The organism is Pseudarthrobacter sp. Pseusp20, from assembly GCF_059492155.1.
Genome location: NZ_CP168521.1, coordinates 1,582,313 through 1,596,107 on the forward strand (window position 1 = coordinate 1,582,313; position 13,795 = coordinate 1,596,107).

Sequence of the window (13,795 nt, forward strand, 5' to 3'; positions counted from 1 at the left end):
GACACCTCGCTGAGGGCCGTGGCCGGGTTCGTCCCGCCACGGCCCTTTTCGTGCGTCGCCCTGGCCGGTTCGCCGGGCCACGGCCCTTCTCCGTCGCTTAGACACAACGCATAGGGCCGTCTCCGGTCGCTGGGCGACCTCCGGCGGCCGATGCGTCGCGATGCGCTCCTACGAGAAGGACCGCAGCCCCGCTCGAGCGGGATCCCTACCGGAAGTGTTCAGAAGGCGCGCCCTGGCACACGTCCGGTTCGAGTCCTTCGTGGAGGAGCGCATCGCCGACCAAAGCGTTGCGCAGGTCGCTCAGCGACCGGAGCAATGCGTCGGGAGGTGTCTAAGCGACGGCGAAGGACTCGGGGCGGACGAATCCTGCCACGGTAAGGCAATCAGGTGACCTTGAGGAACTTGGCCACAGCCTCGTGGCCTTCTACTTTCAGCTCCCAGTCGGGGCGCTTGAAGGTCTCCGGGGTGACGCGGACGTGCTGGAGTGTTTCGATTTTGGGGCCCCAGGCTTTGCGGGTGGTGCCGTTGAGTTCGTAGCCGAGGGAGCGGGACACGCCAAGGGAGGCGCTGTTCCAGATGGCTGCCTCGGATTCGGCGACTTCTGCCCCCAGCCAGTCAAAGGCCCAAAGGACGACGGCGGCACGCATCTCCTTGCCCAGGCCGCGGCCTTGAACGGACTGCTTGAGCCAGGATCCGGTGGTGACTGTCCTGAGGGCCGCGAAGTCCTTGGCTCCAACGTCCTGGCAGCCGGCGAACTGGCCTTCGTGCCAGATGCCGAGGAGCAGCGTCCAGCTTTCGGGCGTGCATTCGGCCCGGCAGCGCCAGTACCAGCGGGCCATGTTGGGGCCCAGCTCCTCGTCGGGCAGCTCGGTCCAGGGAGTGCTGAAGGGGTTCCTGCCGGCGTCATGGATTCCGCCCCGGGCCGCCGCCACGGCCGCGGGGATGTCCTGGTCGGTGATGGGGCGCAGCTCCAGCCGCGGCGTGGACAGCGTGAGGTCGAACAGCGGCCAGATGGAGCCCAGGGTAGTCATCCGCGAAGCCTAGCCGATCGGTGGCATGCGGGGTTGTCATGCCTTGGCGGCGATGTCCCAGCTGATGTGCCGGCGGACGTCGGTGAGATTCATGGACTGTGCCAGGAAGAGGTCATCGAGCATGTACTCATCCACGGCGAGGATCCGGATCCAGTGGCCATACTCCCCGGTTTCCTGCTCCAGTGACTGGCTGGATACGCAGACGCCGGTACCCATGTCCACCCGCAGGAGTGAACTTCCGGGAAGGCAGAGGGGGGCGGCAGGATCGCCCGGGCGGTAGGCGGCGCTGGGGGCCACCACCGCCTCCAAAACCGGCCGGCCTTCGTGCTCGGCGAAGCGGGTGTCCCGGATGTCCAGGGCGTTGCTGCCCGGGAACTCGATGGGCACGGGGGCGTTCCCGGCCAATTCCACGGGGTCCAGGGCGGCTGAAAAGCGTCCATTTCCGAACCCGGGCTCGCCGTAGGCGGCTTCCGGCCGGCGGCGGACCAGTCCGGCGTCGTCGTACACGGGTGTGACCAGGTGCGGAGGGAGCAGCCAGGACTTACGGGTGGCGCTGACGTAGATGCCGTCGCGGGAGTCATTGATGCCTGTGGTGCTGTGAAGGACCAGGCCCTCAGGGCTTTCAAGGCGGAGCGCCCCCGGCCGGCGGAGCCACGCACGGACGAAGGGTGCACCGGGCGTGGGAGCTGACGCAAAGGCCTGGTCCCAGTACTCAAAACGCAGCGCCTGCCACTTCCAGGGGGAAGACCGGCAAAGGTTCCGGAACATCGCGGCCAGATCCGCGGGGATGGAAGGAGGGCCCGGAACCGCCCGGCGCCGGGAGTCCCAGGTCGACATATCCACATTTTACGCGGGGGTGCTACGGGCGGAATGGTGGATCCAGTAGCATCCGAGGGGTGATCGGACGACTCGGCGAACTCTGGCAGCACACCCCGCTGGCCTTCTGGCTGGTACTGGCGGCCTGCCTTTACTTCGCGGTGATGGCGGTCCGGCTCACCATTATCGACGTCCGGCACCACCTCCTGCCCAACAGGATCGTCTTCCCGTCCTATGCGGTGGCCGGTGCGCTCCTCCTGGCGGCGGCCGCGGTTGCCTGGGCCGGTCCCATGCCGACTGCAGGGAACACCGGCGGGATCCTGGCCATCCCTGCCCTCCGCGTTGTGGCCGGCGCCGCGATCCTGTGGCTGTTCTATTTTGTCCTCCGGTTCATCTATCCGCCGGGGATGGGGTTTGGCGACGTCAAGCTGGCGGGAGTGCTGGGAATGTACCTTGGCTACCTCAGCTGGGGCCATCTGTTCGCGGGCACGTTCCTGGCGTTCCTGCTGGGCGGGTTGTGGTCACTGGCCCTGCTGGCGGCCCGGCGGGGCACCCTGAAGTCCGCCATCCCGTTCGGCCCGTTCATGCTCGCCGGCGCCGCCGCCGCGATGCTGCTGCCCGCGTGAGCTGCCTGCGATGTTGCCCGGGCTGTTCGATAGGCTGGCGGTATGCCTGCACCTGAATACGTCCTGAAGCTGCGCGAGAAGATCGGCAACGATCCCATCTGGGTCCCCGGGGTGCGGGGTGTCGTGGTGGATGATGCGGGCCGTATCCTGCTGGCCCAGCGGGCAGACAACGGGCAGTGGGCGCTGGTGAGCGGCATGCTGGACCCGGGGGAGCAGCCTGCACGGGGGCTCATCCGGGAGATCTTCGAGGAAACAGCTGTGGTGGCCGAAGCGGAACGTGTGGTGTCCGTGGGCGCGGTGGGGCCGGTTACCTATCCCAACGGTGACATCTGCGAGTTCCTGGACGTGGTGTTCCTGTGCCGTTACGTCTCCGGCGAAGCCAGGGTCAATGACGACGAATCCCTGGCTGTTGGCTGGTTCAGCATGGACGACCTTCCCGAACTCATGCCCGGCCACCTCACCAGCATCCGCCAGGCACTGGCGCCCTCCGGAGCCGTCCACTTCGAGCCCTGAAAAACCGGGTATCCGACGGCGGTCAGCGGCCCGGCGAAACCAGCTCGCCGTCGTCGTCCTTCACGTGGTCCCCGCGCCCACCTGCGTCATAATCAGTGTCCCGTCCAGTGTCCGCCTTAGTGCCGGCGGCGCCTGCGGGAGCTCCGGCGAGGCCGGCGGCGAGCCGCTCGGCTTCTTCGCCGCCCACTGCCTCGCCGCGGGCCACCATCCCGGCCGTGTCCGAGAGCGGAATTTGCTTCAGCGTGAGGGCCAGGAGCAGTGCCGCGGCGATGAAGGGGAGCAGGTACCAGAACACCGGTGCCAGCGAGTCGGCGTAGGCATTTACGATAGCGTCACGCAGTTGCTCCGGGAGCTGGTTCAGTGCCTGCGGGTCCAGGGTCCGGGTGGACTGCCCGGCCTGCTCAGCGGTAGCACCTGCCCCCGTGAAAGCGTTGGTCAAGGCCTCCGAAAGGCGGGTGGTGAAGATCGAGCCGAACACCGCCACGCCCATGGCTGCGCCCACCTCGCGGAAGTAGTTGTTGGTGCTGGTGGCGGTGCCGATCTGGTCGGCCGGAACGGAGTTCTGGACCACCAGGACCACCACCTGCATGATCAGGCCGAGGCCGGCCCCGAACAGGAACAGCTGGACGCAGATCACCCAGATGGGGGTGCTGGCGGCAAGCGTGGTCATCCACAGCATGGCGGCCATGGTGAGCACGGCACCGAGGATGGGGAACATCCTGTACCTTCCGGTCCTGGAGATCCGGATACCGGAGTAGATGGACGTGCCCATCAAGCCTGCCATCATCGGCAGCATCAGCAAACCGGATTCGGCTGCCGACGTGCCGGACGACATCTGCAGGAAGGTGGGGACGAACGCGATGGCGGAGAACATGCCCAGGCCAAGGGTGAAGCCAATGGCCGTGGCATTGATGAAGATCCGGTTCCGGAACAGGCTCAGCGGAATGATGGGGTCCTCAGCCCGCCGCTCCACCATCACGAAAGCGGCGGCGGAAACCAGCAGTCCGGCACCAAAGGCCCAGGTGAGGGGTGAATCCCAGCCCTCGTCCTTCTTGCCGCCAAAGTCGGTGAAGAAGATCAGGCAGGTGGTGGCCGCGGACAGCAGCACAACGCCCAGCACGTCAATCCGCTTTTCTGCCTTCTTGTTGGGAAGGGTCAGGGCGAACCAGGCAATGGCGAAGGCCGCAAGGCCCACCGGGATGTTGATATAGAAGGCCCATTCCCAGGTGAGGTGGTCCACGAAGAAGCCGCCCAGCAGCGGTCCGGCTACGGCGGAGAGCCCGAAGATGGCGCCGAGCGGGCCCATGTATTTGCCGCGCTCCTTGGCGGGAACGATGTCGGCGATGATCGCCTGGGACAGGATCATGAGGCCGCCGCCGCCCAGGCCCTGGATGGCGCGGAAGATGACGAAGCCCCAGAAGTCGGTGGCCAGTGCGCATCCAACAGATGCCAGGGTGAAGAGCGCGATGGCCACCAGGAAGAGGTTGCGCCGGCCCAGGATGTCGCCGAACTTGCCGTAGATGGGCATCACGATGGTGGTGGCCAGCAGGTAGGCGGTGGTGATCCACGCCTGGTGCTCCACCCCGCCCAGCTTGCCCACGATGGTGGGCATGGCGGTGGAAACGATGGTCTGGTCCAGGCTGGAGAGGAGCATGCCCGCGATCAGTGCGGAGAAGATAATCCAGATGCGTTTTTGCGTCAGCAGCAGGGGTCCTGCCGGTGCCTTGGTGGTGGCGGTGCTCATGGTTGTCCTTTTGCGGCAGTGTCCGGGATATCGAAGGGTTGGGAAAACAGGACGCTGGCTGCGGAGATGTTCTCCAGCAGCAGGTCCGGGTAACTGCGGGTGTTGCCGTCGGAGAAGTAGGCCATGCTGCTCTTGCGGGCGATGGTACTGAGCAGCACTACGGCCATCTGCACCACGGGGTGGTCGGGGGCCACTCCTTCGCGGCGGGCCACGTCCCTGGCGAACTGGGCTTCGCGCTGCTCCGTGACGCCAATGATGCGGAGGATGAGCTGGGGCTCCTTGTGGACGACGCCAATCAGCTGCCGGGTTTCCTCTTCGGAGGCTGACATGCCCTCGGCCAGGCGGAGCGAGAGCCGGATGAGGTCGCGAAAGAGTGTGGGGGAGATTTCGCCGGCGGGAGAGTCTGCTCCGCCGGCAACGAACTCGTCGATTGCTTCGGCCGGGATGTCGTCTTCGGCGTGCCCGATGATGGCGTCTTCCTTTGTGGGGAAGTAGTTGAAGAAGGTGCGGCGCGATATTCCGGCGGCGTCGCATACTTCCTCCACGGTGTAGCCGTTGAGGCCCCGCTCGGCGGTCATGGCGCGGGCGGTTGACGTGATGGCGCTGCGGGTGGCTGCGCGCTTCCGCTCCCTGAGGCCCGTCTCCGAACTTGCACTCAAACTCATGGAGTAAAGTTTTGCACTATTCAGTTATTCGTGCAACTTATGAAAGAGGCCTTAAAAGCAGTACGACGACGGCCGGCACCTTTCGCAGGAAAGGTACCGGCCGTCGTCGTACTTTTGGGCGGTGGTTCGTCAGGCCTTGTGGGCGGGGGACGTCATGGTGGTGACGTCCAGTGCCTTCTCGAGGTCGGCCTCGGAAACCTTGCCGTCGCCGTCGCCGACGAAGCCGAGCTTCTCGGTGGCCTGGCGGATGGTCAGGCCCTCCTTGACGGCGGTCTTGGCGATCTTGGCGGCGTTCTCGTACCCGATGTACTTGTTCAGCGGGGTGACGATGGACGGGGAGGCCTCGGCCAGGAAGCGGGCGCGCTCCACATTGGCCGTGATGCCGTCGATCATCTTGTCGGCCATGACCCGGCTGGTGTTGGCCAGCAGGCGGATGGACTCCAGCAGGTTCGCGGCCATGACCGGGATGCCCACGTTGAGCTCGAAGGCGCCGTTGGTGCCGGACCAGGCGATGGCGGTGTCGTTGCCGATGACCTGGGCAGCGACCATGATGGACGCTTCGCAGATGACCGGGTTGACCTTGCCGGGCATGATGGACGAGCCCGGCTGGAGGTCGGGGATGGCAATTTCGCCAAGGCCGGTGTTGGGGCCGGAACCCATCCAGCGGAGATCGTTGTTGATCTTCATGAACGAGATGGCGATGTTGCGCAGCTGGCTGGACGCCTCGATCAGGCCGTCGCGGTTGGCCTGCGCCTCAAAGTGGTCGCGGGCTTCGGTCAGCGGCAGGCCGGTGTCCGTTGCCAGCAGCTCGATGACGCGCTCAGGGAAACCGGCAGGGGTGTTGATGCCGGTGCCCACGGCGGTCCCGCCCAGCGGAACCTCGGCAATACGGGGGAGCGAAGCGTTGATGCGCTCGATGCCGTAGCGGACCTGCGCGGCGTAGCCGCCGAACTCCTGGCCCAGGGTCACCGGGGTGGCGTCCATGAGGTGGGTGCGGCCGGACTTGACGACGTCCTTGAACTCAACAGCCTTGCGCTCCAGCGACTCGGCAAGGTAGCCCAGGGCGGGAATGAGGTCGTTGATCAGGGCCGAGGTGGCAGCTACGTGGACCGAGGTGGGGAACACGTCGTTTGAGGACTGCGAGGCGTTGACGTGGTCGTTCGGGTGGACCACCTTGTCGCTGCCGGCGGCCTTCAGGGCGCGGGTAGCCAGTTCGGCCAGTACCTCGTTGGTGTTCATGTTCGAGGAGGTGCCGGAGCCGGTCTGGAAAACGTCGATGGGGAAGTCGCCGTCGTACTTGCCGGCGGCCACCTCATCGGCAGCGTCTGCAATCGCCTTGGCCAGCTCGCCGTCGAGCACGCCCAGTTCTGCGTTGGCCTGGGCGGCAGCCTTCTTGACCCGCGCCAGCGCCTCGATGTGGGTGCGCTCAAGGGTCTTGCCGGAAATGGGGAAGTTCTCCACTGCCCGCTGCGTCTGCGCGCGGTACAGTGCGTTCACGGGGACGCGGACTTCGCCCATCGTGTCATGTTCAATGCGGAACTCTTCAGTGGAAGTCATGGGGCTAGCTTATGGCGATCCGGCGCCCCATCGAAAACCGTTAAGGGAGCTTTGCCGGCGGTCCACTGGACCGCCGGCACGTGGGTCCTAGAGCTCGCCGATTCCGGAAACAAGGTCGGCGCGGCCCTCTGCCAACCGGTAGGAGAGCCCGATGACCGCGGTGCGGCCGCCCTCGATTGCGTCGGAAATCACACGCGAGCTGTCCGCCAGCCGCTGCGATGTCTGCTTGACGTGCTCCACCACCATGTCGTTGACCTCAGGCTGGTCATTCCGCAGGGACGTCAGGACCGAGGGTGTGATGCGCTCCACGAGGTCGCGGATGAACCCCGCAGGCATGTCGCCGGTCTCAACGGCATCCTTGGTGGCCGTCACGGCACCGCAGCTGTCGTGCCCAAGCACCACGATCAGCGGTACACCCAGCACGCCGACGCTGTACTCCAGGGAGCCCAGGACGGCGTCGTCGATCACTTGGCCGGCGGTGCGGACCACGAAAACGTCGCCGAGGCCGACGTCGAAAATGATCTCTGCGGCGAGCCGTGAATCGGAGCAGCCGAAGATCACCGCGAAGGGGTTTTGTGTCTCCACCAACGATGAGCGGTGGGAGGCATTCTGGTTCGGATGGGAGGACTGGCCTTGTACGAAACGTTCGTTGCCTTCGCGCAGGCGGCGCCAGGCCAGTGCAGGAGTCAGGTTAGTCGTCACGGCCCCACCTTACGGCGTAGGCGCACCCGACGGTGAAACTGTGACGGCGGGGCTGCCTTCAAGGGAGTTGACGACGGCGGCGGCGAGCGTTGCGAATTCGTCCAGTTGCGCGGCGCCGGAGAGGACGATGGTACTGCCCCTGTAGTTGAGCACCATCGACTTTTCACCCTTGCCGGTGTCGCGCAGTTCCCACTCCTTGCCGCCGGCGTTCCGTGAGCCGGTGACGGGGGCGTTTTTGGTCTGCTGGAGGAGCCAGGTGGGGTTGGCGCTCCTGGTCTGCACCAAACTGATGAAGGACGTCTTGGGGGTCACATAGCCAACCTCCCAGGTGGGCACGCCGCTGCCCGTGCCGGCTTCCCACCGGGCGTAGTTGGGGCGGAAGGCATTGCCGGTATCAGGGGCAATGGGTGTGAATCCCGCCACATCCGCCGCGTTGCGTGCCACCGAGGCAACATCGATGTCCGGCCGGTAGCCATCGCCCTTGGGCTGGGGATTCATGAGGACAACGGGCAGGAACGCCGCGATGCTGAGCACCAGGGCAATGATCATGCCGATCACGGAGGCGTTGGCGCGCTTGGCGGCCGCCGCCGGAATGACGGGCTTGACCGGGGTGTCCGCACTGCTGCCGGCGGGGCCGGAACGGCCCTCGGGCTGTGCCTGGCCGGAGCTGGGACTGGTGGCTTCCTGCATGTCATTCACCCCTCTATAGTCGCCCATCCCGGAGCCGGACTTCCATTCGGCCATGTCCCGGAGCGCGAGGGGGGCTGCGGTGCACATTGCGCGGTTGCGTCATGGGCCGCCCTCGGCGCGGTGCCGCGACTATGATCGATAGCAGAGGAATCACCGTCCTGCTGCACCGGCGGGCGGGTTCAATGATCGCCACTCGAAGAAGAGGTTCACGTGTCACCAGCGTCCATGACCCAGAAGTACTCCACGATTTCATCGTCCCTTGCGGTGGGCCACGACGAGCCGGACCGCAACCTCGCCCTTGAGCTTGTCCGCGTCACCGAGGCCGCGGCCATTGCCGGCGGCCACTGGGTGGGTTTCGGCGACAAGAACACCGCCGACGGCGCAGCCGTCGACGCCATGCGTTCCTTCCTGCAGACCGTCCACTTCAACGGTGTTGTGGTGATCGGCGAGGGCGAAAAAGACGAAGCCCCCATGCTGTTCAACGGTGAACGCGTCGGCGACGGCACCGGCCCCGAATGCGACGTGGCCGTTGATCCCATCGACGGAACGCGGCTGACTGCACTGGGCATCAACAACGCCCTGGCCGTCCTTGCCGTTGCCGAGCGTGGCTCCATGTTCGATCCCTCTGCCGTGTTCTACATGGAAAAGCTCGTCACCGGTCCCGAGGCCGCGGACATGGTGGACCTGCGCCTGCCGGTCAAGCAGAACCTGCACCTGATCGCCAAGGCCAAGGGCGTGAAGGTTAACCAGCTCAACGTGATGATCCTTGACCGCGACCGCCACAAGCCGCTGGTGGAGGAAATCCGCGAGGCCGGTGCACGCACCAAGTTCATCATGGACGGCGACGTCGCCGGCGCCATTGCCGCGGCCCGCTCCGGCACCGGCGTGGATGCGCTGATGGGCATCGGCGGCACCCCGGAAGGCATCGTGGCTGCCTGCGCCATCAAGTCCCTGGGCGGCGTCATCCAGGGCCGGCTGTGGCCCACCAGCGACGAGGAAAAGCAGAAGGCAATCGACGCCGGCCACGACCTCGACCGCGTGCTTTCCACCAACGACCTGGTCTCCAGCGACAACTGCTACTTCGCCGCCACCGGCATTACCGACGGTGACCTTCTGAAGGGCGTCCGCTACTCCAAGGACAAGGTCCTCACCCAGTCCATCGTCATGCGTTCCAAGTCCGGCACCATCCGTTTCGTCGATGGCGAGCACCGCGCCGACAAGTGGGAAGGCTACGCCCGCAAGAGCTGATCCGCAGCCACTGCAGGATGTCAGGGCCCCGGGGCGCCGCGTGCGCACCGGGGCTTTGCCGTTAATGCCTTGGTATAGGGTTTAAGCCATGATTCCTGCTGTTGTGCCCTGTACTGACCGCGCCCTTTGGGACGAATACGTCGACCGGTTCCAGGGGCATCCGCAACAGCTGTGGGGCTGGGGCGAGACCAAGGCAACGCACGGCTGGTCCGTGGACAGGGTCCTGGTCAAGGCCGGCGAGGAAATCATTGGCTGCGCCCAGTTGCTGGTCCGCAGGCTTCCCGTCCCCTTCCGGGCGCTGGTCTACATTCCGCGCGGCCCCATGTGCTCCGTGGAGAACGCCCAGGTGGTCCTGAACCGGCTGGCCGAGCACGCTGCCCTCCGCCACCGCGGCGTGGCCCTCAGCATCGAACCCGACTGGGACCGCGACTCAGGTTTTGCCGGCGCCGTCGCGGCTGCCGGCTTCCGCGAGTCCGCCAACACCGTGCTCATCCCGCGCACGCTCATCCTGGACCTCACCCGTTCCGACGACGAACTGATGGCGGAGATGTCCAAGTCCACACGGGCGAACATCCGCAAGGCCATGCGAAGCGACGTGGAATTCCGCAAGGTCAAGAACGACTCCGAGCTGGAACAGGTGCTGGCCATTTACCACGACACTGCGGCACGGGCGGGCTTCGGGATCCACGAAGACCAGTACTACCGCGACGTCTTCCACAACCTCGGCGACGCCTCACCGATCATCGCCGCGTTCGACGGCGAGCAGATGCTTGCCTTCACGTGGTTGTCCCGCAGCGGTGCCACCGCGTTCGAGCTCTACGGCGGGGTCTCTGCCGAGGGGCAGAAGCAGCGCGTGAACTACGGCGTGAAGTGGGCGGCCCTGCAGTCCATGCGCGAGGACGGCTGCAGCCGGTACGACTTCAACGGCCTGCTCAACGACGGCATTTCCGACTTCAAGAAGCAGTTCGCCAAACACGAAAACATGCTGCTGGGCACCTGGGACAGGCCGCTGTCGCCGTTCTACCCCGCATACGCCACAGCCATGCCGCTGGCCCGCAAGGGCCTCCAGCAGGGGCGCCGGCTGGTGAAGACCGCAGCCGGCCGTGTCGTGCCCCTGGTCCGGAAGCTGCGGCCGGCCAGCTGACCGCACTATGACAGGAGGGCGACGGCGGCACCCGGGTGGGTGCCGCCGTCGCCCTTTGTTGTTGCTGGCGCGGCCCTGCTAAAGACCGGTGGTCACCGCGAATGCCAGCGCCGTGCCGTCGCTGCCTGCCGCCCGGTGGACGTTGACCGGAGCTTCCGCAGCGGCGATGAATGCGCTGCCGCCGCGCGACAGCTGCAGGTCCCCCTTGGGGGAGTCGAGGTACACGTCACCTGCCACCACGATGATCACGGCCGGTCCGGCCTGGGCCAGTGGAACGGGACCGGCGTCAGGGCCCAGTTCGATGCGCTGCAGCTGGAATTCCCGGAACGGCGGGCGGAAGATGTCCTGGTCCAGCACCGTCTTTTCGGCGTCCAGCATCGGCACGGCCACGGGATGGAAGTCGATGGTGCGCAGGAGTTCGGGCACATCCACGTGCTTGGGCGTCAGGCCGCCGCGCAGGACGTTGTCCGAGGAAGCCATGACCTCCACGCCCAGCCCGTGCAGGTACGCGTGAACGTTCCCGGCAGGAAGGTAGACCGCCTGGCCCGGCTTCAGTGAGATCCTGTTCAGCAGCAGCGAAATCAGGACGCCGGGATCGCCGGGGTACTTTTCGTTGAGGCTGATGGCGGTACCCAGCTCTGCCTGGTACGGCTCAAGCGGAGCCCCGGACACCAGGGCTGCCACCACCAGGGCCGTTTCCTCTGCCACGTCCGTGCCGCCCGTGATCAGCCGTTCGAAGGCCCGGCGGAGCGCCGCACCCTCATCCGGACCGTCGAGGTCGTCAAGAAGGGCCCGGAGCAGCTCCGGCGCCTGTCCGCCGCCATGGAAGGCAGCCGCAACGTGCTGCAAAATCTTCCGGGTCTCCGCAGCCGGCCGGAACCCGCACAGCGCCTCGAAAGGTGTGAGTGCCAGGATCATCTCCGGCTTGTGGTTGTCATCCTTGTAGTTCCGGTGGGCGGCATGGGGATCGATCCCGGCCTCGTTTTCGCGCGCAAACCCCTCCCGCGCCTGTTCCAGGCTCGGGTGGACCTGGAGCGAGAGCGGCTGGGCTGCCGCCAGGATCTTGGCCAGGAACGGCAGCCGGGGGCCGAACGCGGAGACGGATTCCGCGCCCAGGAAATGCTCCGGGTCAGAGGAGATGAGGGCATCGAGCGGGCTCCGGGACCCGTCCTCGGGCAGGTGGGCCACCGAGGGAGAGTCAGGGTGTGCCCCGATCCACAGCTCGGCCTCCGGGCGCCCTGACTCGGGACGGCCCAGCAGCGAGGCGATGGCCGTCGTCGAACCCCAGGCGTAGTCCCGGAGGACGTTCTCAATCTCGTACAAAACCGTTCCGTTCCTTATGGGTGGGCAGATGTGTGGCCCTGATGGCTGGGCACTGGGTGTTTGGCCCGATGGGGCTGAAGGTTACAGCGGGGCGCACTGTCCGTTGGTCGCCACGAGTTGGCGGATGGCCTCTTCGTCGCCCGCGAGCTTGAGCTGGGTCAGCATCTCCTCGGTGATCGGCTCCCCGTCGGGCGTCGTGGTCACGGGGGTGAAGTCCGACGGCGAGGGCTGCTGGGCGGCATTGCCCGCGGCGGGCAGACTGGCGGGGACGGCCCCGCCCGCCTGGACGTGGCCGGCGCCGGCCTGGGGAACCGTGATCCCGTCGTCGGGAATTCCGGCCGACTGGGCACCCTTGGCGGATGCTGATGCCAGCAGCTGGTCCACGCGCTCATGGATCTGGTCGAAGTCAGGGTTGGTGGAGAACGAGGGGTCGAAGTCGGGCGGTCCGATGGTGAGCCGCTTGACGTCCTTGCCCTTCGCCTTGATGGCGAGGTCCAGGAAACTGCCCAGCTGGGCGGAGGAGATGTTGGACTCCACCACCTTTGTTCCGGCCCGGGCGATGTCCTCGAACTTGGACAGCAGGGTGGCCGGATCCAGCTGCTTCAACATGGCCTGCTGTACGCACTGCTGGCGCTGGATGCGGGAATAGTCGTCCACGTACTCGCGGGAGCGCCCGTACCAGAGTGCCTGGGCGCCGTTGAGCGTCTGGTCTCCGGCGGGGATCCATCCCAGCGGCATGCCGTGGGTCTTGGTGGCCTCGTCGAAATAGCCGCTCATGGGAACCCAGCCCCCGGCTTTGATCCGGATACCCCCCATGGCGTCGATGAGCGTCGAGAAGCCCTCCATGTCAACCAGGACGTAGGCCTGGATCTGCATGCCCAGGGTGCCGGACACGGCCTCCATGGTGGCCTGGGCGCCGGGGTCTGCCACGCCGGGGTAGAGGTCGGCGTGTTCGTTGGTGACCTCGGTATTGATGGCGTTGATCAGGCATTCGTCGCCGCAGTTGTACCCATCAGGGTAGAGGGCGCGCATGGGGGAGCCGGCGCTGAACTGTGCATTCTGGAAATTCCGGGGGACCGAAATGATGGCGGTCTGCCCCGTCTGGGCGTCCACGCTCAGGATGGAGAGGCTGTCCGGCCGGCGTCCGGTGCGGTCGTCGCCGGCGTCGCCGCCCATCATGAGGAAGTTGTAGCGTCCGTCCACGGGCTCCATGGCCGGGCCGGAGGAAAAGATGTTGCCGATGGCGTTGCGGCCCACGTTCAGCAGGTAGGCGGCGTAGCCCAGGGAGCCGCTTCCCATCACCAGCGCGAGCACCAGGGCGATGCCGACGGCGGGACGCGCCCGCGGAGCCAGCAGGACAGGCCGGATGAGCCGGAGGGTGTTCAGGAAGAGGAAGGCCCAGCCGAGCGCCAGCGCCGCCAGCAGGACCACCAGCACCATCGACGTGATCGGGTTGGTGAGGATATTGATGACCAGGCTCCGGTTGAGCAGCAGCATGGCCACTGTCAGTACCAGGAGCGCCCACACGCAGAGCGTTACGCGCAGGGCAGTCCGCCCCAGCTTCCGGTCCCCGGCGACGAGTTGCGCGCTGCCCGGTACCAGGAGCGTCAACAGGACCAGCACGAACGCACGCTTGGTACGGACCGCGGGGGAAGCACTGACCGGATAGCGTACCGGGTCCGTCATGGAGGCGCCGGAGCCGGTGTGGAGCACGCTGCTGCTGCTGGCCATGCCCG

13 protein-coding genes are annotated in these 13,795 nt (G+C 66.3%); 4 read left to right on the forward strand and 9 right to left on the reverse strand.

Going from position 1 to position 13,795, the window contains the following annotated elements; translation table 11 throughout:
• Nucleotides 1-383 precede the first annotated feature (383 nt).
• A complete protein-coding gene (locus ACEN9K_RS07450) occupies nt 384-1,031 on the reverse strand; it encodes a GNAT family N-acetyltransferase (protein WP_056393480.1) in 648 nt (215 codons plus the stop codon).
• A 36-nt stretch (nt 1,032-1,067) separates the two neighbouring features.
• Nucleotides 1,068-1,868: a hypothetical protein gene (locus ACEN9K_RS07455; protein WP_056393483.1), complete on the reverse strand. Its 801-nt coding sequence runs from the start codon at nt 1,866-1,868 to the stop codon at nt 1,068-1,070.
• 59 nt (nt 1,869-1,927) lie between these two features.
• On the opposite strand from ACEN9K_RS07455, the gene ACEN9K_RS07460 reads away from it, so the two are divergent.
• Together ACEN9K_RS07460 and ACEN9K_RS07465 are read left to right on the forward strand one after the other, a co-directional pair.
• A complete protein-coding gene (locus ACEN9K_RS07460) occupies nt 1,928-2,473 on the forward strand; it encodes a prepilin peptidase (protein ID WP_018770171.1) in 546 nt (181 codons plus the stop codon).
• Nucleotides 2,474-2,515: 42 nt separating this feature from the next.
• Nucleotides 2,516-2,986 (forward strand): NUDIX hydrolase, encoded by a 471-nt coding sequence (locus tag ACEN9K_RS07465; RefSeq protein ID WP_056393485.1) that lies wholly within the window; start codon nt 2,516-2,518, stop codon nt 2,984-2,986.
• 22 nt (nt 2,987-3,008) lie between these two features.
• On the opposite strand, the gene ACEN9K_RS07470 is transcribed toward ACEN9K_RS07465, so the two are convergent.
• From ACEN9K_RS07470 to ACEN9K_RS07490, 5 genes are all read right to left on the reverse strand, one after another.
• Entirely contained in the window at nt 3,009-4,730 is a 1,722-nt protein-coding gene (locus ACEN9K_RS07470) for an MDR family MFS transporter (protein ID WP_144600463.1), read from the reverse strand.
• On the reverse strand, nt 4,727-5,395 hold the full coding sequence (locus tag ACEN9K_RS07475) for a TetR/AcrR family transcriptional regulator (RefSeq protein WP_056393489.1): 669 nt from the start codon (nt 5,393-5,395) through the stop codon (nt 4,727-4,729). The genes ACEN9K_RS07470 and ACEN9K_RS07475 overlap by 4 nt, the downstream gene beginning before the upstream one ends.
• A gap of 129 nt (nt 5,396-5,524) precedes the next feature.
• Nucleotides 5,525-6,952, reverse strand: coding sequence for a class II fumarate hydratase (locus tag ACEN9K_RS07480; RefSeq protein WP_495635480.1), 1,428 nt, complete (start codon nt 6,950-6,952; stop codon nt 5,525-5,527).
• Nucleotides 6,953-7,039: 87 nt separating this feature from the next.
• Entirely contained in the window at nt 7,040-7,654 is a 615-nt protein-coding gene (locus ACEN9K_RS07485; protein ID WP_018770166.1) for a carbonic anhydrase, read from the reverse strand.
• Between the two features lie 9 nt (nt 7,655-7,663).
• Nucleotides 7,664-8,344, reverse strand: a complete 681-nt coding sequence (locus tag ACEN9K_RS07490; RefSeq protein ID WP_377204896.1) for a DUF4245 domain-containing protein — start codon at nt 8,342-8,344, stop codon at nt 7,664-7,666.
• Between the two features lie 225 nt (nt 8,345-8,569).
• Between ACEN9K_RS07490 and glpX the strand changes: the two genes are divergently transcribed.
• Both glpX and ACEN9K_RS07500 read left to right on the forward strand, forming a co-directional pair.
• Nucleotides 8,570-9,592 (forward strand): class II fructose-bisphosphatase, encoded by a 1,023-nt coding sequence (glpX, locus tag ACEN9K_RS07495; protein WP_018770164.1) that lies wholly within the window; start codon nt 8,570-8,572, stop codon nt 9,590-9,592.
• A gap of 88 nt (nt 9,593-9,680) precedes the next feature.
• Nucleotides 9,681-10,736 carry a lipid II:glycine glycyltransferase FemX gene (locus ACEN9K_RS07500; protein WP_495635481.1) on the forward strand — a complete coding sequence of 352 codons (1,056 nt, stop codon included), beginning with the start codon at nt 9,681-9,683 and terminating at the stop codon, nt 10,734-10,736.
• A 78-nt stretch (nt 10,737-10,814) separates the two neighbouring features.
• Here ACEN9K_RS07500 and manA read toward each other — a convergent pair whose 3' ends face one another.
• On the reverse strand, nt 10,815-12,059 hold the full coding sequence (gene manA, locus ACEN9K_RS07505) for a mannose-6-phosphate isomerase, class I (protein WP_495635482.1): 1,245 nt from the start codon (nt 12,057-12,059) through the stop codon (nt 10,815-10,817).
• 81 nt (nt 12,060-12,140) lie between these two features.
• A complete protein-coding gene (locus ACEN9K_RS07510) occupies nt 12,141-13,790 on the reverse strand; it encodes an LCP family protein (protein WP_495635483.1) in 1,650 nt (549 codons plus the stop codon).
• Nucleotides 13,791-13,795 lie beyond the last annotated feature (5 nt).

Coding starts and splice junctions, on each gene's coding strand:
- ACEN9K_RS07450 (WP_056393480.1), bottom strand. CDS start 1,031: ATGACTACCCTGGGCTCCATCTGGCCGCTGTTCGACCTCACGCTGTCC.
- ACEN9K_RS07455 (WP_056393483.1), bottom strand. CDS start 1,868: ATGTCGACCTGGGACTCCCGGCGCCGGGCGGTTCCGGGCCCTCCTTCC.
- ACEN9K_RS07465 (WP_056393485.1), top strand. CDS start 2,516: ATGCCTGCACCTGAATACGTCCTGAAGCTGCGCGAGAAGATCGGCAAC.
- ACEN9K_RS07470 (WP_144600463.1), bottom strand. CDS start 4,730: ATGAGCACCGCCACCACCAAGGCACCGGCAGGACCCCTGCTGCTGACG.
- ACEN9K_RS07475 (WP_056393489.1), bottom strand. CDS start 5,395: ATGAGTTTGAGTGCAAGTTCGGAGACGGGCCTCAGGGAGCGGAAGCGC.
- ACEN9K_RS07480 (WP_495635480.1), bottom strand. CDS start 6,952: ATGACTTCCACTGAAGAGTTCCGCATTGAACATGACACGATGGGCGAA.
- ACEN9K_RS07490 (WP_377204896.1), bottom strand. CDS start 8,344: ATGCAGGAAGCCACCAGTCCCAGCTCCGGCCAGGCACAGCCCGAGGGC.
- glpX (WP_018770164.1), top strand. CDS start 8,570: ATGACCCAGAAGTACTCCACGATTTCATCGTCCCTTGCGGTGGGCCAC.
- ACEN9K_RS07500 (WP_495635481.1), top strand. CDS start 9,681: ATGATTCCTGCTGTTGTGCCCTGTACTGACCGCGCCCTTTGGGACGAA.
- ACEN9K_RS07510 (WP_495635483.1), bottom strand. CDS start 13,790: ATGGCCAGCAGCAGCAGCGTGCTCCACACCGGCTCCGGCGCCTCCATG.